17 protein-coding genes and 5 pseudogenes are annotated in these 22,764 nt (G+C 61.3%); 13 read left to right on the forward strand and 9 right to left on the reverse strand.

Annotated elements, in window-relative coordinates; genetic code table 11:
• Window positions 1-16 precede the first annotated feature (16 nt).
• From maiA to WN982_RS08980, 5 genes and pseudogenes are all read left to right on the forward strand, one after another.
• Window positions 17-658 (forward strand): maleylacetoacetate isomerase, encoded by a 642-nt coding sequence (gene maiA / locus WN982_RS08960; protein WP_341315350.1) that lies wholly within the window; start codon window positions 17-19, stop codon window positions 656-658.
• 485 nt (window positions 659-1,143) lie between these two features.
• Window positions 1,144-2,352, forward strand: a complete 1,209-nt coding sequence (locus tag WN982_RS08965; RefSeq protein WP_341315351.1) for a 3-hydroxybenzoate 6-monooxygenase — start codon at window positions 1,144-1,146, stop codon at window positions 2,350-2,352.
• 152 nt (window positions 2,353-2,504) lie between these two features.
• Window positions 2,505-3,011, forward strand: coding sequence for a nuclear transport factor 2 family protein (locus tag WN982_RS08970; protein WP_341315352.1), 507 nt, complete (start codon window positions 2,505-2,507; stop codon window positions 3,009-3,011).
• A 1,007-nt stretch (window positions 3,012-4,018) separates the two neighbouring features.
• Window positions 4,019-4,303: a DUF4148 domain-containing protein gene (locus WN982_RS08975; RefSeq protein WP_341315353.1), complete on the forward strand. Its 285-nt coding sequence runs from the start codon at window positions 4,019-4,021 to the stop codon at window positions 4,301-4,303.
• 197 nt (window positions 4,304-4,500) lie between these two features.
• A pseudogene (locus tag WN982_RS08980) lies at window positions 4,501-4,879 on the forward strand (Arm DNA-binding domain-containing protein); the annotation flags it as partial.
• 207 nt (window positions 4,880-5,086) lie between these two features.
• Here WN982_RS08980 and WN982_RS08985 read toward each other — a convergent pair.
• Window positions 5,087-5,293, reverse strand: a pseudogene (locus WN982_RS08985) (NADPH:quinone reductase); the annotation flags it as partial.
• A 176-nt stretch (window positions 5,294-5,469) separates the two neighbouring features.
• Between WN982_RS08985 and WN982_RS08990 the strand changes: the two are divergent.
• Window positions 5,470-5,715, forward strand: a pseudogene (locus tag WN982_RS08990) (ABC transporter substrate-binding protein); the annotation flags it as partial.
• Window positions 5,716-5,826: 111 nt separating this feature from the next.
• Here WN982_RS08990 and WN982_RS08995 read toward each other — a convergent pair.
• Together WN982_RS08995 and WN982_RS09000 are read right to left on the reverse strand one after the other, a co-directional pair.
• On the reverse strand, window positions 5,827-6,060 hold the full coding sequence (locus tag WN982_RS08995; RefSeq protein ID WP_341315748.1) for a hypothetical protein: 234 nt from the start codon (window positions 6,058-6,060) through the stop codon (window positions 5,827-5,829).
• An 86-nt stretch (window positions 6,061-6,146) separates the two neighbouring features.
• Entirely contained in the window at window positions 6,147-6,896 is a 750-nt protein-coding gene (locus WN982_RS09000; RefSeq protein WP_341315354.1) for a GntR family transcriptional regulator, read from the reverse strand.
• A gap of 187 nt (window positions 6,897-7,083) precedes the next feature.
• On the opposite strand from WN982_RS09000, the gene WN982_RS09005 reads away from it, so the two are divergent.
• Both WN982_RS09005 and WN982_RS09010 read left to right on the forward strand, forming a co-directional pair.
• Window positions 7,084-8,643, forward strand: coding sequence for a DASS family sodium-coupled anion symporter (locus WN982_RS09005; RefSeq protein ID WP_341315355.1), 1,560 nt, complete (start codon window positions 7,084-7,086; stop codon window positions 8,641-8,643).
• Window positions 8,607-11,195, forward strand: a complete 2,589-nt coding sequence (locus WN982_RS09010; RefSeq protein ID WP_341315356.1) for a hypothetical protein — start codon at window positions 8,607-8,609, stop codon at window positions 11,193-11,195. The genes WN982_RS09005 and WN982_RS09010 overlap by 37 nt, the downstream gene beginning before the upstream one ends.
• 30 nt (window positions 11,196-11,225) lie before the next feature.
• Here the strand turns inward: WN982_RS09010 and WN982_RS09015 are convergent, their stop codons facing one another.
• The 4 genes and pseudogenes from WN982_RS09015 to WN982_RS09030 all read right to left on the reverse strand — a co-directional run bounded on the left by WN982_RS09015 (window position 11,226) and on the right by WN982_RS09030 (window position 14,935).
• Complete coding sequence (locus WN982_RS09015; RefSeq protein WP_341315357.1) at window positions 11,226-12,200, reverse strand: ABC transporter substrate-binding protein; 975 nt, start codon at window positions 12,198-12,200, stop codon at window positions 11,226-11,228.
• Window positions 12,201-12,230: 30 nt separating this feature from the next.
• A complete protein-coding gene (locus tag WN982_RS09020; protein ID WP_341315358.1) occupies window positions 12,231-12,995 on the reverse strand; it encodes an ABC transporter ATP-binding protein in 765 nt (254 codons plus the stop codon).
• Window positions 12,995-13,858: an ABC transporter permease gene (locus WN982_RS09025; protein ID WP_341315749.1), complete on the reverse strand. Its 864-nt coding sequence runs from the start codon at window positions 13,856-13,858 to the stop codon at window positions 12,995-12,997. Before WN982_RS09025 ends, WN982_RS09020 begins: the two co-directional genes overlap by 1 nt.
• A gap of 33 nt (window positions 13,859-13,891) precedes the next feature.
• Window positions 13,892-14,935 (reverse strand): annotated as a pseudogene (locus WN982_RS09030) (aliphatic sulfonate ABC transporter substrate-binding protein).
• A gap of 235 nt (window positions 14,936-15,170) precedes the next feature.
• Here WN982_RS09030 and WN982_RS09035 point away from each other — a divergent pair.
• Window positions 15,171-16,643: pseudogene (locus WN982_RS09035) on the forward strand (family 2A encapsulin nanocompartment cargo protein cysteine desulfurase); the annotation flags it as partial.
• Between the two features lie 99 nt (window positions 16,644-16,742).
• On the opposite strand, the gene WN982_RS09040 reads toward WN982_RS09035, so the two are convergent.
• Together WN982_RS09040 and poxB are read right to left on the reverse strand one after the other, a co-directional pair.
• A complete protein-coding gene (locus tag WN982_RS09040; RefSeq protein WP_341315359.1) occupies window positions 16,743-17,162 on the reverse strand; it encodes an MFS transporter in 420 nt (139 codons plus the stop codon).
• Window positions 17,163-17,213: 51 nt separating this feature from the next.
• The gene (poxB, locus tag WN982_RS09045) at window positions 17,214-18,935 is read right to left on the reverse strand and encodes a ubiquinone-dependent pyruvate dehydrogenase (RefSeq protein WP_341315360.1); all 1,722 of its coding nucleotides are present in this window, start codon (window positions 18,933-18,935) and stop codon (window positions 17,214-17,216) included.
• Window positions 18,936-19,468: 533 nt separating this feature from the next.
• Between poxB and sdhC the strand changes: the two genes are divergently transcribed.
• The 4 genes from sdhC to WN982_RS09065 are packed head-to-tail and all read left to right on the forward strand — an operon-like array spanning window position 19,469 to window position 22,764.
• On the forward strand, window positions 19,469-19,885 hold the full coding sequence (sdhC, locus tag WN982_RS09050; RefSeq protein WP_341315750.1) for a succinate dehydrogenase, cytochrome b556 subunit: 417 nt from the start codon (window positions 19,469-19,471) through the stop codon (window positions 19,883-19,885).
• Window positions 19,886-19,887: 2 nt separating this feature from the next.
• Window positions 19,888-20,256 (forward strand): succinate dehydrogenase, hydrophobic membrane anchor protein, encoded by a 369-nt coding sequence (gene sdhD, locus WN982_RS09055; RefSeq protein ID WP_341315361.1) that lies wholly within the window; start codon window positions 19,888-19,890, stop codon window positions 20,254-20,256.
• Window positions 20,257-20,259: 3 nt separating this feature from the next.
• Window positions 20,260-22,035 carry a succinate dehydrogenase flavoprotein subunit gene (gene sdhA, locus WN982_RS09060; protein ID WP_341315362.1) on the forward strand — a complete coding sequence of 592 codons (1,776 nt, stop codon included), beginning with the start codon at window positions 20,260-20,262 and terminating at the stop codon, window positions 22,033-22,035.
• Window positions 22,036-22,059: 24 nt separating this feature from the next.
• On the forward strand, window positions 22,060-22,764 hold the full coding sequence (locus WN982_RS09065) for a succinate dehydrogenase iron-sulfur subunit (protein WP_341315363.1): 705 nt from the start codon (window positions 22,060-22,062) through the stop codon (window positions 22,762-22,764).

Raw genomic sequence — 22,764 nt, forward strand, 5'->3', positions numbered from 1 at the left:
AATCGGAGGTCTACCGGTGCAACTCCATAGCTTCTTCAACAGTTCGACGTCGTACCGCGTACGCATTGCGCTCGCGCTCAAGGAACTCGCGTACGAGACGCTGCCCGTCAATATCCGCGTGGGCGAACATCGCGCAGCGGACTATGTGGCGAACGTGAATCCGTCCGCGTCAGTGCCCGCGCTGATCGATGACGATTTCAGACTCGGCCAGTCGCTCGCGATCATCGACTACCTCGACCAGAAATACCCCGAGCCGCGCCTGATTCCGCTCGAACCGGCCTTGCGTGCGCGTGTGCTCGAGTTCGCCGCGCTGATCTCGTGCGACATCCATCCCCTCAATAACCTGCGGGTGTTGCGATATCTGGAAACGGAACTCGAGGTCACGCCGCAGCAGAAAAGCGCGTGGTACCGGCACTGGATCGCCCAGGGCATGGCGGGCGCCGAGCGCATGCTCGAACGTGGCAACACAGGTCCGTGGTGCTTTGGCGAGCAGCCGACGCTCGCCGACCTGTGCCTCGTGCCACAGATCGCCAACGCGCTGCGGATGGACTGCGACCTGAGTCCGTATCCGCGCAGTCTTGCCGTCTTTGAGCACGCGTCGAAACACCCGGCATTCGAAGCCGCGCAGCCGCAGCGCCAGCCCGATTACATCGCCTGATTACATGGGACTGAAGTGAGCTTGGGACCGGAGTAAGCGCTAGAGAGCTAACTTCTGTCGACACGCCAACTCCTGTCGACAGCGTTGCATGGGACCAGAGTGAGCGCTAAAGCGCCAACTCCGATCGACCGCTTTGCATGGGATTGGAGTAGGCGCTAAAGCGCCAACTCCGATCGACCGCTTTGCATGGGATTGGAGTAGGCGCTAAAGCGCCAACTCCGATCGACCGCTTTGCATGGGATTGGAGTAGGCGCTAAAGCGCCAACTCCGATCGACCGCTTTGCATGGGATTGGAGTAGGCGCTAAAGCGCCAACTCCGATCGACCGCTTTGCATGGGATCGGAGTAGGCGCTAAAGCGCCAACTCCGATCGACCGCTTTGCATGGGATCGGAGTAGGCGCTAAAGCGCCAACTCCGATCGACCGCTTTGCATGGGATCGGAGTAGGCGCTAAAGCGCCAACTCCGATCGACATAGGAGACAAACATGATTGAGACAGACAGCAAAGGCCGGCGCGTGCTCGTGATCGGCGGTGGTATTGGCGGCTTGGCCGCCGCGCTAGCGCTCGCACGTCAAGGCATTCACATACATCTGCTGGAGCAGGCCCCCGAGATACAGGAAATCGGCGCAGGAATCCAGTTGGCCGCAAACGCGTTCAACGCGCTCGATGCACTGGGCGTCGGTGAGGCGGCGCGCAACCGCGCCGTCTTTACGGATTACCTGAAACTGATGGATGCGCTTGACGCAAAAGAAGTAGTGCGGATCGACGTCGGCGCCCCGTATCGTACGCGCTTTGGCAATCCGTATGCGGTGATTCATCGTGCCGACATTCACCTGTCGATTCTCGAAGCTGTGAAGGATCATCCGTTGATCCAGTTCCGCACCAACACGCGGGTCTGCGAGCTCGACCAGAATGCGGACGGTGTGACTGTCATCGATCAGAACGGCGAACGGTACCACGCGGATGCCGTAATCGGTTGCGATGGCGTGAAGTCGGCAATACGCAAGGCATTGATCGGCGACGAGCATCGCGTGACAGGACATGTCGTGTATCGCGCCGTCGTTGAGGTCGAAAACATGCCGAAGGATTTGCAGATCAATGCGCCTGTGGTGTGGGCGGGCCCGAATTGCCACCTCGTGCACTACCCGCTGCGAGGAGGCAAGCAATACAACCTCGTCGTCACGTTCCACAGTCGCGAGAAAGAAGAATGGGGGGTGCGCGAAGGCAGCAAGGAGGAAGTGCTGTCTTACTTCGAAGGCATTCATCCGTTGCCGCATCAGATGCTCGACCGGCCGACTTCGTGGAAGCGCTGGGCCACGGCGGACCGGGACCCCGTCGAGCGCTGGAGCTATGGCCGCGCGACGGTGCTTGGCGACGCCGCGCATCCGATGACCCAATACCTGGCGCAAGGCGCCTGCCAGGCGCTCGAAGATGCCGTTACGCTGGGTGCTGCCGTCGCTGCGACGGATGGCGATTTCGAAGCCGCGTTCAAACTGTACGAGACAGCACGTATTCCGCGCACGGCGCGCGTGTTGTATTCGGCACGCGAAATGGGCCGCATCTATCACGCGAAGGGCGTTGAGCGACAAGTTCGGAATTCCCTTTGGATCGGCCGCACGCAGGAGCAGTTTTACGACGCACTGCAATGGCTGCACGGCTGGCGCGCGGAAGAGTGCCTGAAGGGCGTCATTTGAGATTTGACGCGGTACGCGGCAGCAGCCATTGCCGGGATTGGTTTGGCTTGCAGCAAGCTGTTGCCAGCAGCGTGTCGAGCTTGAGGCCGAGAATGTCCCGGCATTAGTTGGGGCGATGTGCTTCAGCTTTTACTTGATCTGGGAGACACAAATTGGATTCGAAGAGTCAGGAACAGCAAGACAAGGCGGAGATCCGTGAAGTCCACATGCGCTACTGCCGAGGCATCGATCGCATGGACTTCGATCTGGTGCGTTCGTGTTATCACCCAGACGCAATCGACCGACATGGTGCTTACGAAGGCGGGGTCGAAGGATTCATCGAGTGGGCCGGGCAAGTGCTCCCCCTCTTCGAGACCACGATGCATTTCACCGGCAACCAATACGTGAAGGTGGACGGCAATGTGGCTTTCGCCGAGCATTACGCGCAAGCCTTTCACCGAACGAAACCGCTAGATGGCAAACCCGTTGCGGACTGGATCGTGAACGTTCGATACGTTGATCGTCTGGAGAAACGTAGCGGCGAATGGCGTATTGTTGACCGCGTTGTCGTATACGACTCGGAGCGCACGATTCCGGTGAGTTCCGATGCCGCACCGTTGGGCGACTGGAACTATGGGCGGCGCGACCGCGACGATCCGTCGTACAAGTACGGTCTCTAACATAGAAATGCACTTTGGCGGCACGGCTCGCCGAAGCGAACAAGTGGATCCGCGGCCAAAGGGTTTATCGAAGCGGTAAATAGGTTTTGAGCTGCAGTTTCATTGTTGTGCGAGCGCGTCGAAGGTTGATTGTGAGCGGTGACGCCATCAACCGCCACGAGCAGATGAGCCACCGTGATGTGAATCGCAAACCGGGCGCTCTCCGCGACCGCGGACGAACGGTGCGCTACGACGCGAAACGCCTGCCGTTCTCTCGAATTCTCCGTGGCGCTGGCGGCCATGTCCGCGCTGTACCAAGTGAGCGTAAGAACGCATTTCCCTGTCGCACAGGCCCGGCGTGTTGCGCCAAGGGCGTGCCTCATCGATCCGTGGGCTATGACAGTATCTTCCTGAAGCCACTAGTTCAAGGCGTATTCGCGTGCCACCACTGCATAGCTGTGCCCATGTTGAACCTGGCCGAATAGTTGTTCGAACGACAAACGCGTGCTTGTGCCTGATACGATTCGAGTCCAGAATCGGCCGCTCATGACTTTACCCGCCTGTGGTTGCATTGTCAGATTGCGAGTGCAAGGTGACGCACTGGGCCAATGTATGGAATGCCTGACGTGGAGGAGTCCTGTCGAAGGATTGAATGATACCGACCGCCGACGTCAGAGTGAATCACACTCTCCATTCACTTCATCTAAGCTGGTTCGTGAGTGAGGGCATGATAATCAGTCAACCGGATTAAATTCCTGGCAGGAGTGCTTCCTCAGGTCTAGCGAGTGTTCTTGTTGCTGATTCGAAGCAAACGACGATTAGCGCGTCACAAGAAACGGTCGTCTCAGACGGCCGAATTCTCGAGCGAAAACGGGCGAACCCGCGTTGACCGATTGTTGTCACTAGAGCAACGGAGAGTTAAAAAACTAGTACTTACCCTAATGATTTTTGCCCTTTAGACTGTGCACAGTCGTGGCCGAGCAGGTCCTTCGTAGCGCCACTAACAGAAATCATTGAGGTACGTCACGATGAAGTCGTTCACCCGGAAGGTCCTTGTTGCTGCCCTTATCGCAGCCCCCGTTGCGTCGTTCGCTCAATCCAATCAGCCGGTAAGCCGTGAGCAGGTGCGTGCCGAACTGGCGCAGGTCGAGAAAGCCGGCTATAACCCGCGCGACGGGATTCACTACCCGGAAAATATCCAGGCCGCCGAAGCAAAAGTGACGGCACAGAACGCCACAGCCCAAGCAGGCGTTTCGGGATATGGTGGTGTCGCCAACGGAACGTCTCGTTCGGGTTCGGAAAACGGTATGTAATAGTGATGTGAGGGCGCCGCTTTCGTAAGCGTCCGATCCTGACCGTGCTCGACTGCGCGCGGGTCTCGATGTGTTGACTTCCACCGAATGTAGAGCGCGCTTATCCTCTGAACGTCGAGAAAGACGGAGCGCTATTCGAAGTTGACGAATCTGCTTCTCGATGTTCGCGGTGATCTCGTGCCACGAGACCGACCACCATGCTCACTGAATTCGCGCTTCGCAATGTCAAACCCCGTACAGTTTTGTACAAGATCGCCGACCGTGACGGTATGTATGTCACGGCATCTCCGGCCGGCACAATTTCCTTTCGATATGACTACCGCATCAATGGGCGGCGAGAGACGCTGACGATCGGCCGCTATGGCCGGGGAGGCGTCTCGCTCGCCTTGGCGCGGGAGAAACTGCTGGATGCCCGGCGTGCCGTCGGCAAAGGCAGGTCTCCGGCTGTGGATTAGCAGCGGGAGAAGCGCCGGCGGGCCGGCGCAAAAACCTTTGATTGAATTCGCCGCTAACTGGCTTCAGGGAGCCAGAATGGCGGACACGACGCGGTACATGCTTGTACCAAAGGATCTCGTGCACCGCATACCAGGCCGTCAGTAGCGGAATGCCAAGCGAGGCGTCCGTCTCGGTCGAGACGCTGTCAGGCAAGGGCGCAACCTGGTTTTCGGACAAGGCGATCAGTTCCGCTGCTGTACCGAACGGCCGCTGCCACTGGGCATTGATTGTCCAGACGCGCCGTCCGATCCACTGCTCCGAAACACCTGCCCCAACTGCCTCGATGACGCCGGCGCCGTCGCTGTGAGGAATGACGCGCGGAAACTCCATCGTCGGGCTTGTGACGCCCGATCGCGATTTGACGTCTGAAGGATTCACGCCGGAATGCGCAATGCGTACCAGGACTTCGCCCGTTTGAGGGGCCGGATCAGGCTCCTCGCCAACGACCAAGAGGTCCCGAGCGGGGCCTTTTGAGGAATAGTGAGCGGCCTTCATACCTATCAACCTCCAGGCTGGTTCAGTGAGGAGCGCTCGCAATCCGACGCGCCGCGGTCGAGCTTCTCCGCAAAACGTTACCAGCACTGTGATCCTTCGCACGTGAACGCGCTTGTAAAAAATTGACGATACGTGCTACCGGCCGGCAACCAGAAGTCGTCCATCACATCAGAGCCCACGGCAGCAACGTATCGAAGTGGTGTGATCCGACATTCAACGCCCTGATCGACAAGGCGCGCGCGACGGCGAACGTTTCCGAGCGAACGGCGCTCTATCAGCAGGCGCAGGTCGTCTTCAAGCAGCTGGTGCCTTATACGCCGATTGCGCATTCCATCGTCTCTCTACCTGTGTCGAAGCTTGTGAAAGGGCTCGCGTTTTCGCCGCTCGGCAGTCATCGCTTCGAAGGCGTGTGGTTGGAGTGACCGTATCGGTAACAGCCAGTCCGAGACGAGGGGGCGGATTCTTTGAGCGAGAGGTAAAACAGTGACAACATCGCGCTCGGCCGAAACGATGTGATGACGTCTGCAGCGGGATTACGACGCAGCCGGTGGCGACATCGGCAGGACTTCGCTATTTTTCGGCGTGGCGTTCTCATGGAACAAATCGCCGAGGTACTGCGCCAGTTTGTGTTCCTCGACGAAATCCGGGATCTGGAAGTTGGCCAGTCGGCGTTTGCCTTCCGCACCAACGTCGAATGCGGTCCAGCGACCGTGCTCGCGAACGATTGACACGATTCTTCCGAAAACGTTAAACCGATATTCTTTCATTGTGGTCTCATGGTCAGGGCATTCAAGCTGATTTCCCGGGGGCCGCCGAAGTGAGCCGGCGCGGGTCAATGCATCACGCCACGTATCTACCGTGCACCATAGGTGAGTGTCGCGCTCATCGTACTGCTGACGACGAATTCGTAGCGTTCCGGCCGGATGTGAAATACCGTCGATTCACACGCGCGCCCATCGGTGAGATACGACGTCCGCTTCATCACCATCAGCGGGGCAAGCCGCGATACGCCCAGCACGCGCGCGGTTTCAGCGGGCGCGGCGACAGCAGTGATCGACATGTCGGCGCGCTCGATCCGCCATCCCAACAGCGATTCGAGCATCTCGTAAGACGGCATGCTGGCGGCCTGCTCATGTGAAATGGTCCGTGCTTCCGGCAACAGACAGGTTTGCGCAAGCGCGACCGGTTTGCCATCGACGGAATGCAACCGCTCCAGATACACACACGTTTCGACCTCCCGGCCAAACACGCCTTGCAAACCCGGCGGCACGTCGCATTCCTCCATCCGCAGCAGTTCCATTTGCGGTGCGGCGCCCTGGCGCGCGAGCGAATCGTAAATGCCGCGCAGCACATCCAGCCGATGCTGCAAACGCTTCGCCGTCGCGAACGTGCCCTTGCCCTGTTTGCGTTCGACGAGATTCTCGGCTGCGAGCTTGCCAATCGCGAGCCGCACGGTCACGCGGCTCACCGAAAAGCGCTTGCTCAACTCGGCCTCCGACGGCAATTTCCCTGAAGGCTCATAGCTGCCGCGCTCGATCTCGCCGCGCAACGTGCCGGCGATCTGTTCATACAGCGACGTGATGTGTTCGCGAACCAGTGTCATAAGTGTGCTGTGAGTCCTCGAGAAGGGCTGTTAGGCGACGGCTGCGGCAGCCGACGGTTTCCTTTCCACAAATCCGGATATCGATGTGAAATCCCGTTAGATCGATAACTTGTATTAATACGTATTATGCCAACTCCAAGGCGGCAAATGTCCGTCGCATTAAAGCCGAACGATGGGGAGTTGGGAAGTGACGAACGAAACATCAGGCAATCCGCCGCTGGAAAGAGACGGCTGGCCTGCCTCTTTCGGCGCCGCCGCGGATTCGCGGGAGCCGGTCGCGCCGGGCGCAAAGCGTGTTCCGCAGACACCGTTGAAAGCCCGCGTGGGATTCATCGCCGCGTGGCTGTGCTTCTTCGCGATTGCGTGGTTGCTGCCGACACCGCAGGGCCTGACCGCCCAGGGCAAGGCCACGCTGGCGGTGGTCGCCTGGGTGGCGATCGTGTGGGTCGTCGAGGCGATTCCGGTCGGCGTGAGCGGCATTCTTGTGCCGATGCTGCTGGTGCTGTCGCACGCGGTCACGCCGTTTCCGAAGGCCGCGAGCGGGTTTGCCGCGCCGGTGGTGTTTCTTTGCCTCGTCGCATTCCTGTTCTCCGCGATCATGCAGGCCGCCGGTCTTGATCGCCGCATCGCGCTGCTGCTGCTCGAGCGCTTCAAGGCGCGCACCGCGAACGGCGTGATCTGGGCCATGTTCGCGGTTAACTTCGTGATGTCGCTCGTCGTGCCGGCCGCCAACGCGCGCGCCGCGACACTGCTGCCGGTGACCAACGGCATCGTCGGCCTGTTCGGCAACAGTGCGTGCGAACGTGAGGCCAAGAAGGCGATCGTGATCCAGACGCTCGTCTATGGCTCGATGATCAGCGGCATGTGCATTCTTACCGCGCATCTGCCGAACATGGTCGTGTCCGGTCTGCTCGAAAAACAGCTCGGGCTGCGGCTGTCGTATTTCACGTGGTTCAAGCTGCAATGGCCGTATCTCGGCATGTTCGTGCTGACCCAGTTCTGGGTGCAGCACTATTTCAAATCGCGCGCGGTCGCGATTCCCGGCGGCCTGCAGGCAATCGTCGACGAGTGGCGCAAGCTGCCGCCCGCGGGCCAGCACGATTACGCGGTGCTTGCCGTGTTCGCGTTCGTCGCATTGATGTGGGCAACCGAATCGCTACACGGCATCCAGTCGGAAATCGTCGCGCTGATCGGACTCGCGCTCATGTTCGCGCCGGGCGTGCTGCGCTTCGGCTGGAAGGAGATTCAGGAGCGGACCATCTGGGGCACGCTGTTTCTGCTGGGCGGCGCGTTGTCGCTGTCCGCGGCGATCAGCGGTTCGGGGCTCGCGCAGTGGGCAGCGGATCACATCTACGCGGTCGCGCATGGTGATGTCTGGTGGGCCGTGCTGGCGATCGTGATGGTCGGTATGCACGTGATCCGGATCGGCATGCTGTCGAACGTCGCCGCAGTGACGATGATCGCTCCGGTTGCTTTGGCGTTGGCGCCGCGCCTCGGTTTGCATCCGGTCGCGTTCACGCTGCTGATCAGCGACACCGACAGCTTCGCCTATCTGCTGCCGACGCAGATCACCGCTGGCGTCATCGCCTACAGCAGCGGCGCATTCACGACGGCGGATTACGCGAAAGTGGGCGTGGTATCGGTGCTGATCGCGATCGTCTACGGCATCTGCGTGATGGCGCCCTGGTATGCGTATCTCGGCGTGCCGGTATGGAATCCGGCCGCGCCGTGGCCGTTCGCGCATTGACCAGCGTACCGCCGCAGATCGAACTTCACGAACCTCACGAATTTCACTTTCAGGAAAACATCGGGATGAATGACCGCGCACAAGGGATCGAAGCGAAAGGCGCCGCGTTGCGCGAGCGCCTCGGGACGCACGTCGCGCCGGCGGGATTGTATGAGCGCCACAAAGCGTTGCCGTTCGCCGGGCGTGTGAGTTGCAACGTGACGCGTCTGGAAGCGGGCAGCTGGAGCGAGATCGTGCTCGACTACGAAGTCGGCGCGTCCGGCATTGCCGACGGCGCGTGGCTCAAGGCGACGTTCAAGTTCTACTCCGACTGGGCGTTGTTCCAGACCAGCGACCCGGATGCCGCGAACTTCATCAGCGCGGAATATCATGCGGCGGCACTCGTGCCGGGTCAGAGCCCGGCGACTGTTCAGGCGCTGAACGTACGCTTCGACCAGAAGGGACATGAGCGGCCGTTTCAGAAAGCAGTGATTGTCGACGTGGCCGACGGCTATCTGAACGCGGGCGACCACATCGTGATTCGACTCGGCGACCGGCGCCGCGGACCGGGCACGCGCGTACAGACCTTCGTCGAGGATCAGTTCCGCATCAGGTTCTATGTCGACCCGCTCGGCACGTCGCGCTTCGTGGCCGTGCCCGGCGACGTCGTGATCGATATCCATGCGGGCGCGCCGTCGCAGGTGCTGCTGAATGGTCCCCGTTTCGTGCGGCCTTCGGAGCCGGCGACGTTTCGCGTCTCGTTGCAGGATCGCTGGGGCAATGCGTGCCGAGATGCCGGCGGAGCGATAGAAGTGCACGCGTATGACGATCACAATCAGCTTGTCTATCGGCGCGAACTGCCGTTGCCGGAAGAGGGCTGGGCCACCTGCGCGCTGCACGACCTGCCGACGACCGCCGACGGCGCGTTGCGCATCGTCGCGACCGCACCCGCGCTGCACGATGTGCGCGCGGCCGAAGTGTTCCTGACAGTCGATCAGACGTTGCCGGTTGCGCGCTCGCTCTATGCTGACCTGCACGTTCACGCTCACGATACCGTCGGCACGAACAGTCCGGCGTACAACGCGGCGTACGCTCGCGACATCGGCGGCATCGACGTGCTCGGTTACACCGCAAACGACTTCCAGATCACGGATGCGAACTGGCAGCTCGGCGTCGACACCGTCGAGGCATTCAACGAGGCGGGGCGCTTCGTCGTCTATCCGGTTCAGGAATGGTGCGGCAGCTCGACGGCCGGCGGCGATCACAACGTCGTCTTTCTCGGCGACGAGCCGCCGGGCTTCCCCTATAACGCGCGCGGTGAACATAACCGCACGCTGGTGTGGAACGAGGACATGAAGGGCTCCGCGGTCGAACTGGGCCGCTGGCCGGTCGAGGAGCTATGGGACGCCTATGTCGACGATGCCGAACAGCATCTCGTGATGCCGCACGTCGGCGGACGCCGCTACATTCCCGACTGGCATCATCCGGAACTGGAACGGCTGGTCGAGATTGCATCGACGTGGGGACACTTCGACTGGCTTTACCGCGACGTGATTGCACGTGGCTACCAACTGGGCGTAGCAGCCAGCGGCGACGAGCATCGCGGCAGACCGGGCGGCGGCGCGCCCGGCGTCCAGGTGTTCGGCGTGCACGGCGGATTGACCGGCGTGCTGTCCGATACGCTCGACCGGCAAGCCGTGGGCCGTGCGCTACGAGCACGTCACACATGGGCGACCACCGGCGAGCATAGCGCCGCGCTGGTTCGCTGCGGCGAACACCGGCAGGGCGATGCGTTTGCGCATCGCGGCCCGGCTACACTAGATTACCGTCTGCTCGGGTGCGCCGGCTGGGAATACATCGCTGCGTTCGACCACTCGGGCCTGATCTGGGAGCGCAACCTGCACGAAGAACTGGGTTACTCGGATCGGCTGATCCGCATCCGCTGGGGCGGCGCGCGTATTCGCGACCGTTATCGCTGGGCATCGTGGCGCGGCCGGATCCGCATTCTCAACGGGACGATCCACAACTTCGGCTCGGCGGGCTTCGAGCACATCGAGGAAGCCGCCTGGCGCACCGGCACGACCGACATCGAATTCCGCAGCGATACATATGGCGACGCCGACAGCGTCGAAATCGACGTCGGCAATCTGGCAAACGCGCGGATCGTGATCGAAGGGACCATTGACAGTTTCGTGAAGGTCGGCGATCCGCTGCAGGGCAATCCGTTCGCGCATGCGCCGACGTTTCGCTGGGAGATTAGCGGGGCGGAGCTGCTCGCGCAGGGGACTGCAAGACATGAACTGGGTGGGACGGAACTGTTCGTCGCCGCGGAGCGCCTGACCGCCCGGCCGCTGCCGCAGGACCTGTCGGGCACACTGGAGATTGCACCGCTGAACGCGCCGTTCGGCTTCCGGCCGGTGTATCTGTTCGGGCGGCAGCGGGATGACAGCAAGGTGTGGACGTCGGCGCAGTTCATCACGTTCGAGTCCTCATCCAATACGGGCGCAGTAGGTTTCGCGCGCGCCGGCGCTCGGGTTGGCATGACGCGACCGGCTACCGCTTCCGGCGGGTAAGGCCGCAAAAACATATCCGACGGGAACGGTCTAGGCGTCGCTAATCGTCCTGTCGGTGATCGACCTGACGTCGACCGCCCTGGGCAGGATCCCATCGTTGAACGCGCTGTCGGCAACGCGCTGCAATGTAGCGATGTCGTCATTGCTGACTGCGCGTTGGTGCAACGCCGAGCGTCGTGTGATGACAGCAGCCGCTTCGAGCGGCAAGCGCGTGAGCGACGCGTAGACCCGCGCGGAGTCGTCCGGATGTGCGACCGCCCAGTCGCCCGCGCGTTGAAAACGCCTCAGCGCATCGGCGATCGCAGGACGTCTCGCCTGATCGGCCGCCGCCGCGCCCGACGCCGTAATGAACCCAAGGCCGCTATTGATTCCCGCGCCGTCGCGCAACACGCGCGCTCCGCGTTGCACGGCGGTGCCGTAGTACGGATCGAAGGTCGCCCACACGTCGAGCTGTTTCGCTTCGAATGCGGCAAATGCATCGACGGGCAACACAAACCGCACATTCACATCGGCGCGCGATAGCCCGACCTCAGCCAGCGCGCCATACAACTGGAACTGCGAAATGCTGCCGCGCGCCGACGACACCACCACGGTCTTGCCCTTCAGTTCCGCGACGTGGCGGATCGGCGAATCCGCCTGCACCACGATGCCGGGGGAGGAGGCTGAGCCCACGCGGGCGGCGACGAGCTTCAGCGAAGGGTCGCCGATTGCCGCAGCGAGGACCGGCAGGTCGCCAGCCGGAGCGAGATCGACGGCGTTCGCGCGCTGCGCTTCGAAGAGCGGCGCCGCGCCCTGAAAGTTGGCCCAGCGAAACGCGTACGGCGTGCCGTCGAGCACATGCGCGGCCTCAGCCAGTGCGCGCAGACCGCCGGCCTGGTCGCCGAATACCAGGCTCGACGGTGCGGCCTCAGCGGGCCGTGAAGCGAGCCACGCCGTGGCAGGCGTGAGGCCGCAGGCAACGAGCGTGCGCAGCAAGCGGCGGCGATTCGGATAAAAAGCGGACATGGATGGTTTCCGTCAAGCGCGTGTTATTTTTCATTGAACAGACGGCAGCGACGCGCCGATGCCGTCCAGCAGTTCGTCCCGCACGCAGGTGAGCATTCCGTTGCGCCGGTCGCGTGGCCGTGGCGCGGCAATCTCGATGTCCCGCGCGAGGTGGCCCGCGCCGGTCTTGCCGGACGGCGCGAGCAGCAGCACGCGATCAGACAGATAAAGTGCTTCGTCCAGATCATGCGTGACGAGCAGCGCCGCGGTGCCGTGCGCTCGCGTGAGCGATAGCAGCAAATCCTGCAGCCGCGTCCGGGTCATCGCATCGACTGCGCTGAACGGCTCGTCGAGCAGCAATAGATCGGGCTGTGGGAATAGGCCGCGCGCGAGTGCGACGCGCTGCGCCATACCGCCGGATAGCTGCTTGGGCAATGCGTCCAGCAGACCGGCCAAACCGACCTCGCCGAGCAGTTCCACCACGCGCGGATCGCTGCCCCGCTGCGGCCCGGCGGAGAAGGCGACGTTGTCGCCGACGTTCAGCCATGGCAACAGGCGAGGCTCCTGAAAGATCACGCCGACCCTCGCCGACGGCCCGCGTTGCGGCACGCCGTCGAGCAGGATCTCGCCATCGAAGTCGCGATCGAGACCCGCGATCGCGCGCAGCAGTGTGCTCTTGCCGCAGCCGCTCGGGCCGACGAGACTCACGATTTCACCGCGCGCGATAGCGAATGCCACGCGCTCGAGGACGGTGCGCCCGTCGTAGTCCTTGCTGACTGCTCGGATCTCGAGCAGAGACGACGCGTTCGGCCGCATCAGCGCGTGCTCCGCGAAGAAAGTTGATCGGTTGCCGTGTCGCGCCACGACAGCGTATGCACCTCGATCGCTTTGAGAATGCTGTCACTGAGTTTGCCCAGCAGCGCGAGCAACAGGATCGCGCCGAACACGAGGTCGGGACGTCCGGTCTCGCGGCCATCGCTAAGCAGGTAACCGAGTCCGCGGGTGGCCGCGATCAGTTCCGCCGCCACCATGAACATCCACGTGAGACTCAAGCCCGTGCGCAATCCGGTGAAGATCTGTGGAAACGAGGCGGGCAACAGGATGCGCGTGAAAAGCGCACGCTGAGTCAGGCGATTGACTTCACCGAGTTCGATCAGCTTTCTGTCGACGTCGCGAATCCCCGCCACGACGCTGAGCTGCACCGGAAAGAACGCGCCGATCGCGATCAGCGTGATTTTCGGTGCTTCGTCGATACCCATCCACAGCAGGAGAATCGGCACCCACGCAAGCGACGGAATCGCGCGCAGCGCCTGAAAGGCCGGGTCGAGCAGCGCATCGAGACGCCGGCTCAGACCCATCGCCGCGCCGAGCAGGAGCGCGAGTGCGGCGCCGAGACCGAAACCGGCAAAGACGCGCGCGCAGCTTGCCCCGATATGACGGCCGAGGCGGGCGCCGCCCAGCTCCCAGAGTGTTCGCGCGATGGAACTCGGCGCCGGCACCAGATGTTCCGGCAAGATCGACAGGCGGACCAGCACTTCGATGAGGGCGAGAAACCCGAACGGCAAAGCCAGGCCGGCGATGCGCCAGCGCTTGAGCGGATCGCGCGGCCGCGCCGGGGCGCGGCGAACCGGTTCAGCCGAGTCGCGCTCGTGAAGCGTGAGCGAATCGTCGGCGGCCATGTTGATCTGACGGATTGCGCGGCTCATTTGTCGTTACTTGCCGCTGTTCGCTGCGATGACCGGCTGGGCCGCCTTCACGTCGATCAACGCGTCGATCACCGCGTTCAGATCGGTGCCGGGTTTGACCAGTTGCTCCTGCACGAGCAGGGGGGCGGCGGCTTTCAGCGCAGCTAATTGCCGTTCACCGGGCTGAGGTTGACCGAAATCGTTGCGGCTCAGTTGCAGTCTGGCGACCGGCAGCGACAGCTTCGATTCCTCTGCGATGATTTTTGCCGTCTCGTCAGGATGGGCGGCGATCCACAGCCGTGCTTTCTCGTACACCTTCAGCACATGCGCCAGCGTGTCGGGATGCGTGCTGATGAAATCTTGCCGAGCATTCAGGAAACCCCACGTGTTGAAGTCGACGTTCCGGTAAAGCAGGCGGGCGCCATCGTCGATCTGCGCGGCAGCCATGTGCGGATCGAGACCGGCCCATGCATCCACCTGAGCGTTCGCCAGCGCGACGCGTCCGTCCGGGTGCTACAGGTTCACGATCTCGACGTCGTCGCGCGACAGGCCGGCGGTATGCAGCGCGCGTAATGTGAAGAGGAATGGGTCGGTGCCCTTGGTTGCGGCGATCTTTTTGCCTTTCAGATCGGCGAGGGTCTTGATTGGCGAGTCTTTGCGCACGACCAGCGCCGTCCATTCGGGCCGGGAAAAAATGTAGACGGCGCGAATTGGATTGCCGTTCGCCTTTGCGAGTACCGCAGCGAGGCCTGCCGTTGAGCCGATGTCGATGGCGCCGCTGTTCAGATATTCGAGCGCCCGGTTGCTGCCGAGACTCAGCACCCACTTGACCTGCGTATGATTCGGCGCGAGTTCCTGTTCGAGCCAGCCGTTGCGCTTGATGACCAGACTTTCCGGCGAATAGTACGCGTAGTCGAGTCTCAGTTCGGCGGGCGGGGCAGCCTGCGCCGCGTGGGGAGCGAGGACGATAATAGTGGCCGCTGCCAACGCGAGAAAAGCGGCCAGTCCGGCCAGCAGACGGCGCGGCTTCTGAACGAATGGCTTCAACGCTGCCCCCCGGGAGAATGTCATTGAATGGTCCTTGAAACTGTTTCGTTATGACCGTTCAATGTAATCAACGCGCGAGCGCAAGCGAACCAATAAAAGCTCACAACTAAAGCACATGCCGCGCTATGGCGGTGATGACGGATAAGCGACGCACGCCGGCATGCCGTTGAAAGACATGCCGGCGTGCGTGGTCTGTCTGGCGTTGGGCCTGTAGGTTGGTTTCTAGAAATCCAGGCCCGGTGCGCCTGCGCCGGGAGCGTCGCCGGATATCGTCGTGCCAGGCTGGAACGAAGTGACCGCGCAATCGCTCGGTCTGCCCGGTGTTGACGAACCACTTGCCGAGCCACGCTTCCCGTACGATCGGCCGGCGGCCTCGTACGCCGCGCCGGGCACGCGGCCGGCGGAACGTGGCGGCGGCTTGCACTATTTTCTGAATCTGAACGAGCCGTCGCGCTTCCCTGGGCAAGCGTCCGGGGCGACGGACGACGTGCCGCATGCCGGGCCGTCAGCCCACCCGCCGTTCGATGTGAATGCGATTCGCCGTGACTTTCCGATTCTGCAGGAGCGAGTCAACGGCCGCAAGTTGGTGTGGTTCGACAATGCCGCGACCACGCACAAACCGCAGGCGGTGATCGATCGGCTGGCGTATTTCTACGCACATGAAAACTCGAACATCCATCGGGCGGCGCACGCGCTGGCCGGCCGTGCGACCGACGCGTACGAAGCCGCGCGCAGCAAGGTGCAGCGATTCATCGGCGCGGCCTCGCCGGAAGAAATCATCTTCGTTCGCGGCACCACCGAAGCGATCAACCTGATCGCGACGACGTGGGGTGTGCAGAACGTCGGCGAAGGCGACGAGATCATCGTCTCGCATCTGGAGCATCACGCGAACATCGTGCCGTGGCAGCAGCTTGCCGCGCAAACCGGTGCGAAGCTGCGCGTGATTCCGGTTGACGACAACGGCCAGGTGTTGCTCGACGAATACCGGCGGCTTCTCAACGACCGGACGAAGATCGTTTCCGTCACGCAGGTGTCGAACGCGCTGGGAACGGTCGTGCCGGTCAAGGAGATCGTCGAGCTGGCGCATCGCGCGGGGGCGAAGGCGCTGGTCGACGGCGCGCAGTCGGTGTCGCATATGCGGGTGGACGTGCAGGCGCTCGACGCGGACTTCTTCGTGTTCTCGGGCCACAAGGTGTTCGGCCCGACCGGCATCGGCGTGGTCTACGGCAAGCGCGCGATCCTGGAAGACATGCCGCCGTGGCAAGGTGGCGGCAACATGATCGCGGACGTGACCTTCGAGCGCACCGTATTCCAGCCGCCGCCGAATCGCTTCGAAGCCGGCACGGGGAATATCGCCGACGCGGTTGGTCTGGGCGCGGCGATCGATTACGTGCAGCGGGTGGGCATCGAGAATATCGCGCGCTATGAACACGATCTGCTCGCATATGCGACGAGCGTGCTGCAACCGGTGCCGGGTGTGCGGCTGATCGGCACAGCGCGCGACAAGGCCAGTGTGCTGTCGTTCGTGTTGAAGGGCTACGAGACCGAGGAAGTGGGGCAGGCGCTGAACGAAGAGGGCATCGCCGTGCGTTCGGGCCATCATTGCGCGCAGCCGATCTTGCGGCGCTTCGGTGTCGAAGCAACGGTGAGGCCGTCCCTCGCGTTCTATAACACCTGCGATGAAGTCGATGCGCTGGTGTCGGTGGTGCGGCGGCTGTCTTCGCGGCGTTGACGATAAGCGATGACGACAGGCGACGGCCCACTACGGTCGCCGCCTGCCGTCAGTCGCGCACCACACGTGACCCCGCAAAAAATTTTTCGATGTGCTGAATCAAGGCGGACTGTCGAATCGCCCCGCGCCGATGAACCCGCACGCCGAACCCGCGCCTTGCAGCAGGCGGCCGATCTGGGCGGCCTCCACGCTGCCGAGGCCGAACAGTGCCGCCCCGACGGCAACGAGAACAATGCCGGCCGGAATGACGGCTTTGCCGCCGAGCCGATCGAGCAACGCGCCGACAACGATCGAGAACAGCGCATAGGTGTAGTAGTACAGGCCGACGAGCGCGCCCACGCCCAGCGCATCGCGGGAGAACGCCGCACTCAACTCGGGAATCATCACGCCCGGCGCGGAACGCAGCATGTACTGCATGAAGTAGAACGCGGCACAAAAAAGCCAGGCGACGACGAAACCCATGTGTATGGGCCCGCGGTCTGATGGAATATTTATCGTGCTTGCGACCTTGCTGGACATGGTTCGAGTTCCATTGTTTAGATAACGGTCCCTGCACACTCGCGGACTGCACTACCGGAACAGATTGACCTTCGCGAGGTCGATGAGCTGCTGGCCTCGACCGTCCATGACGGCACGAAGCATAAACAGTCCAAAGTGGTAAGTCTGGTCAACGGTGGTCGCAGGAGGCATCACGAGTTCCTGGCGTGCGCTCACCACGTCGACGAGAGCCGGACCCGGATGGGCGAATGCTTCGCGTAGGGCTCCTTCCAGCTCCGCAGGGTGCTCGACGCGCACGCCTTTGATTCCGATCGCATTGGCCATCGCGGCGAAGTTCGGATTTTTCAGGTCACATCCCGTATCAAGGAACCCAGTGGCCTTCATCTCCATTTCTACGAAGCCGAGCGTTCCATTGTTGAGCACGACGACTTTGACCGGCAAACCTGTTTGAATCAGCGTCAAAAACTCACCCATCATCATGGTGAAGCCGCCGTCACCTGACATCGAAATCACCTGTCGGTCCCTGAAAGCGGCCTGCGCGCCAATCGAGTGCAACAGCGAGTTGGCCATCGAGCCATGGTTGAACGAACCAACCAGGCGTCGTTTGCCGTTCATCTTCAGATATCTGGCCGCCCATGCGACAGGGGTGCCGACGTCGCAGGAGAAGATGGCGTCCTCGTCCGCGAGTTCGCTGACGAGCCGGGTTACGTACTGCGGATGGATGGTGCTGCTGCCCGCTTCTGGTTCCGCCAGCGCGTCCAGACTCTTGCGAGCCTTGCGATAGTCGTCGAGCGCGCGATTCAGGAAGCTGCCGTCCGCTTTCTCCTGAATCATTGGAAGAAGTTCATTGAGCGTATCCTTGACTGTTCCCAATACGCCGAGCTCTATCGGGCATCGATTGCCGAGCGCTTCGGCCCTCGTATCGACTTGCGCGATGGTTACGCCCTCCGGGTAGAACTGTCGATAAGGGAAGTCGGTACCCAACATCAGGAGCATGTCGCAACTCTTCATCGCGGAATAACCGGAGGCGAACCCGATGAGGCCCGTCATTCCCACATCGAACGGGTTATCGTATTCGATGTACTCCTTTCCTCGCAGCGAGTGCACGATTGGCGCTTGTAGCTTGCGGGCGAGTTCTACGACTTCCGTGTGGGAATCCTTGCAACCCGCACCACAAAGCAATGTCACTCGCGACGACCCGTTCAACAGACGTGCGAGTTCCGCGACGTCGTCGTTAGATGGGCGAATCACCGGAGCGGAAGGCGCGCTCCAGTTCGGCACAGGTTTTGCGAGAGGCCCGAGTGCCACATTTCCAGGTATGACGACAACAGCGACGCCTTTGCGCGCAACTGCCGTCCGGATGGCACGGCCCAGGATTTGCGGTAGTTGGTCAGGACTGTGGACGAGTTCGACGTAGTGACTACATTCCTTGAACAGCACTTCGGGGCGGGTAGCCTGAAAATAGTCGATGCCGATTTCCGTACTCGGGATATGCGCGGCGATAGCGAGAACAGGAACGCCGTTCCGATGGCAGTCGAACAAGCCGTTGATAAGATGCAGATTCCCCGGACCGCAGCTTCCGCAGCAGACTGCGAGTTGCCCTGTGAGATGAGCCTCGGCGCCAGCGGCGAAAGCCGCGCTTTCCTCATGCCGCATGTGAACCCATTCAATCGAACCATCCCGGCGCAGGGAGTCCGTGAATCCATTGAGCGAATCCCCCACCACACCGAACACACGCTTCACTCCGGCATTTACTAGTGCACCCACCATGTAGTCGGCAGCTATCGTTGCCATTTCGCATCTCCATTGATTAAGCAACTACGGCAAGCCGGATGCTTTTCGAGAGACTCAAAGACATATCCCGAGTGAGTGCAGTGCAATCACCAAGCCGTAGTGACTGAATTGAACGTTTCGTTGCGCCATGTTCTTGATAATAGTTGGCGGGGCAAAGGACGGCTATTACATGAATCTGGCATCAGCCCGGCGAGGCTATTGGCGCTCGACGCTTGTTGAGCAACGAGGCCAGGCACCTGGATCTGCCTCTGATTACATAAATATGCAATGTCCCGGCCGAGCACAACGTCATATGTTGTGTCTGTGGACGCTTGATCAAAGCGCCGGAACAGCTGGCCGAAAAGCTCGTATCTCCGCGACGTCTCGATGCACAAATGCGATCTGACGCCGCGCATCGCGAACTGCGTACCGGGACGAATGAGGCGCGTTGTCATGCTAGTTGCTTCGCGATTAGCAACGCTTAACGTGACTTTGGGGGCCAGTTGATGTTGCAGTGCGCCTTAATCACCGATGCATTAGAGAAGGGGTCGAGCATGGCTGAAATCTTAACGAAGCCCAGGCGGGAATTCAAAAATATCGGATTGGGGCAGATTTTGTTCGTGTATCGCCTGCCTCTTGCTGGGCGCACATCGATCTTGCATCGTGTCAGCGGTGTGTTGTTGTTTGTCTTCTTGCCGTTCCTGCTGTACCTCTTCGAGCAGAGCCTCACTTCTGAAACGAGCTTCGGGGTTTTCAAGGCGGTCCTTTCCAACGTCATCGTCAAGATCATCGTGCTCGTGCTCGCATGGGCTTTCCTCCATCACTTCTGCGCGGGCATCCGCTTCCTTGTGATGGATACGAATCACAAGGCGGTAACGAAGCAAGGCGGCAGAAGTACAGCGATGGCCGTTCTTGTCGTGTCGCTCATCCTCACGATCGCTTTCGCGCTCAAACTATTCGGAGCGTTCTAAAAATGGCAGAAAGTAATCATATCGGCCCGAAGCGTCTCGTCGTCGGTGCACATTACGGCTCGCGCGACTGGCTTGCGCAACGCGTGAGCGCCACAATCATGGCGGTTTACACGATCATTCTGCTCGCCTGGTTCTTCGGCGCACACGATTTCTCCTATCAAGGCTGGGCGTCGATCTTCTCCAGGCAGTGGATGAAGCTTGTGACATTCGTCGCGTTAGTTTCGCTTTTCTATCACGCGTGGGTTGGTATCCGCGACATCTGGATGGACTACGTGAAGCCCGTCGGCGTACGTCTTTTTCTCGAAGCGCTGACGGTCGTCTGGCTGCTCGCGTGTGCGGGCTATGCCGTGCAGATTCTCTGGAGAGTGTAAAGCATGGTTGCGATCAAGAATTCTCTGCCGCGTCGCAAGTTTGACGTGGTCATCGTCGGCGCCGGCGGATCGGGGCTGCGTGCTTCGCTCCAACTTGCGCGCGCTGGTCTATCGGTTTGCGTGCTGTCCAAGGTGTTCCCCACGCGCTCGCATACGGTGGCTGCCCAGGGCGGCATCGGCGCATCGCTCGGCAACATGAGCGAGGACAACTGGCACTATCACTTTTACGACACCATCAAGGGCTCGGACTGGCTCGGCGATCAGGACGCGATCGAGTTCATGTGCCGCGAAGCGCCGAACGCCGTCTATGAACTGGAACACATGGGCATGCCGTTCGACCGCAACGCGGACGGCACGATTTATCAACGTCCGTTCGGCGGCCATACCGCGAACTACGGCGAAAAGCCGGTGCAACGCGCATGCGCGGCGGCTGACCGTACCGGCCACGCGTTGCTGCATACGCTGTATCAGCAAAACGTGGCTGCCAGGACGCAATTCTTCGTCGAATGGATGGCGCTTGACCTGATCCGCGACGCAGACGGCGACGTGCTCGGCGTGACCGCGCTGGAAATGGAAACCGGCGACGTCTACATTCTCGAAGGCAAGTGCACGTTGTTTGCAACGGGTGGGGCAGGACGTATTTTCGCCGCTACAACTAACGCGTTCATCAACACCGGTGACGGCCTCGGCATGGCAGCGCGTGCCGGCTTCGCCTTGCAAGACATGGAATTCTGGCAATTCCACCCGACGGGCGTGGCCGGCGCCGGCGTGCTGATTACCGAAGGCGTGCGCGGCGAAGGCGGCGTCTTGCGCAACGCGGACGGCGATCGTTTCATGGAGCGCTATGCGCCGACGCTGAAGGACCTCGCGCCGCGCGATTTCGTCTCGCGTTCGATGGGCCAGGAGATCAATGAAGGCCGCGGCGTGGGCCCAAACAAGGACCACATTCTGCTGGACCTGTCGCACATCGGCGCCGAGACGATCATGAAGCGTCTGCCGTCGATCCGCGAGATCGCAATAAGGTTTGCGAATGTCGATCCCATCAAGGAGCCGATCCCGGTCGTACCGACCATCCACTATCAGATGGGCGGCATCCCAACGAACATGCACGGCCAGGTTGTCGGTACGGCGAAGGGCCACGAAGAGCCGGTCAACGGTTTCTACGCCGTGGGCGAATGCTCGTGCGTGTCGGTCCACGGCGCGAACCGCCTGGGCACGAACTCGCTGCTCGACCTGGTGGTGTTCGGCCGCGCAGCCGGTAACCACATCATCAGGCACGTGAAGGAAATCAAGGAGCACAAACCGCTGCCGGCCGACGCCGCCGATTTCGCGCTGTCGCGTCTTGACAAGCTCGAGAAGTCTTCGTCGGGCGAATACACGCAAGCGATCGCGGGCGACATCCGTTCGGCGATGCAAAAGCATGCGGGCGTATTCCGCACGCAAGAATTGATGGACGAAGGCGTCAAGATGCTGGCGCGACTGAAGGAACGCGTAGGACACGTCCACCTGAAAGACAAGTCGAAGGTGTTCAACACCGCGCGCGTCGAAGCACTGGAACTGGCGAACATGATCGAAGTAGCGCGCGCCACGATGGTCTCGGCCTCAGCGCGAAAGGAAAGCCGCGGCGCTCATGCACCGGGCGACTACAAGGAACGGGACGATAAAAACTGGCTGCGCCATACGCTGTGGTTTAGCGTTGGCGACCGCCTCGACTACAAGCCGGTGCATATGAAGCCGCTGACCGTCGACCCGGTTCCGCCGAAACCCCGGACGTTCTAAGGCACAAGTCAAAGGAATTCAGAAATGGCAAAGCGTACATTTGAAATCTACCGCTACGACCCTGACAAGGATGCGGCGCCGCGCATGCAAACGTATGAGATCGAAATCGACTCGCACGAGCGCATGCTGCTCGATGCGATCGTCAAGCTGAAGTCGATCGACGAAACCTTTGCGTTCCGCCGCTCATGCCGAGAGGGCGTGTGCGGGTCCGATGCGATGAACATCAACGGCAAGAATGGTCTGGCGTGCCTGACAAACCTGAACGACCTTCCGCAGAAGATCGTCCTTCGTCCGCTGCCAGGCCTGCCTGTGATCCGCGACCTGATTGTCGACATGACGCATTTTTTCAACCAGTACCACTCGATCAAACCGTACCTCATCAACGATACGCCGCCGCCCGAGAAGGAACGTCTGCAGCCGCCCGAAGAGCGTGACGAGCTCGACGGCGTGTACGAGTGCATTTTGTGTGCGAGCTGCTCGACGTCGTGTCCGAGCTTCTGGTGGAATCCGGACAAGTTCGTCGGGCCGGCAGGGCTCTTGCAGGCCTATCGCTTTATCGCGGACAGCCGCGATCAGGCGACGGGCGAGCGGCTCGACAACCTCGAAGACCCGTACCGTCTGTTCCGTTGCCATACGGTCATGAACTGCGTCGACGTGTGCCCGAAAGGGCTCAATCCAACGAAGGCGATCGGCAAGATCAAGGAACTCATGGTCCGCCGAAAGGTTTGA

It is taken from the genome of Paraburkholderia sp. IMGN_8 (assembly GCF_038050405.1).
Lineage (GTDB): Bacteria > Pseudomonadota > Gammaproteobacteria > Burkholderiales > Burkholderiaceae > Paraburkholderia.

What these genes read in the sequence shown, in the direction of transcription:
- WN982_RS08965 (WP_341315351.1), top strand. Translation starts at nt 1,144, where the DNA reads ATGATTGAGACAGACAGCAAAGGCCGGCGCGTGCTCGTGATCGGCGGT.
- WN982_RS08975 (WP_341315353.1), top strand. Translation starts at nt 4,019, where the DNA reads ATGAAGTCGTTCACCCGGAAGGTCCTTGTTGCTGCCCTTATCGCAGCC.
- WN982_RS08995 (WP_341315748.1), bottom strand. Translation starts at nt 6,060, where the DNA reads ATGAAAGAATATCGGTTTAACGTTTTCGGAAGAATCGTGTCAATCGTT.
- WN982_RS09000 (WP_341315354.1), bottom strand. Translation starts at nt 6,896, where the DNA reads ATGACACTGGTTCGCGAACACATCACGTCGCTGTATGAACAGATCGCC.
- WN982_RS09010 (WP_341315356.1), top strand. Translation starts at nt 8,607, where the DNA reads ATGGAATCCGGCCGCGCCGTGGCCGTTCGCGCATTGACCAGCGTACCG.
- WN982_RS09015 (WP_341315357.1), bottom strand. Translation starts at nt 12,200, where the DNA reads ATGTCCGCTTTTTATCCGAATCGCCGCCGCTTGCTGCGCACGCTCGTT.
- WN982_RS09020 (WP_341315358.1), bottom strand. Translation starts at nt 12,995, where the DNA reads ATGCGGCCGAACGCGTCGTCTCTGCTCGAGATCCGAGCAGTCAGCAAG.
- WN982_RS09025 (WP_341315749.1), bottom strand. Translation starts at nt 13,858, where the DNA reads ATGGCCGCCGACGATTCGCTCACGCTTCACGAGCGCGACTCGGCTGAA.
- WN982_RS09040 (WP_341315359.1), bottom strand. Translation starts at nt 17,162, where the DNA reads ATGTCCAGCAAGGTCGCAAGCACGATAAATATTCCATCAGACCGCGGG.
- poxB (WP_341315360.1), bottom strand. Translation starts at nt 18,935, where the DNA reads ATGGCAACGATAGCTGCCGACTACATGGTGGGTGCACTAGTAAATGCC.
- sdhC (WP_341315750.1), top strand. Translation starts at nt 19,469, where the DNA reads ATGGCTGAAATCTTAACGAAGCCCAGGCGGGAATTCAAAAATATCGGA.
- sdhD (WP_341315361.1), top strand. Translation starts at nt 19,888, where the DNA reads ATGGCAGAAAGTAATCATATCGGCCCGAAGCGTCTCGTCGTCGGTGCA.
- sdhA (WP_341315362.1), top strand. Translation starts at nt 20,260, where the DNA reads ATGGTTGCGATCAAGAATTCTCTGCCGCGTCGCAAGTTTGACGTGGTC.
- WN982_RS09065 (WP_341315363.1), top strand. Translation starts at nt 22,060, where the DNA reads ATGGCAAAGCGTACATTTGAAATCTACCGCTACGACCCTGACAAGGAT.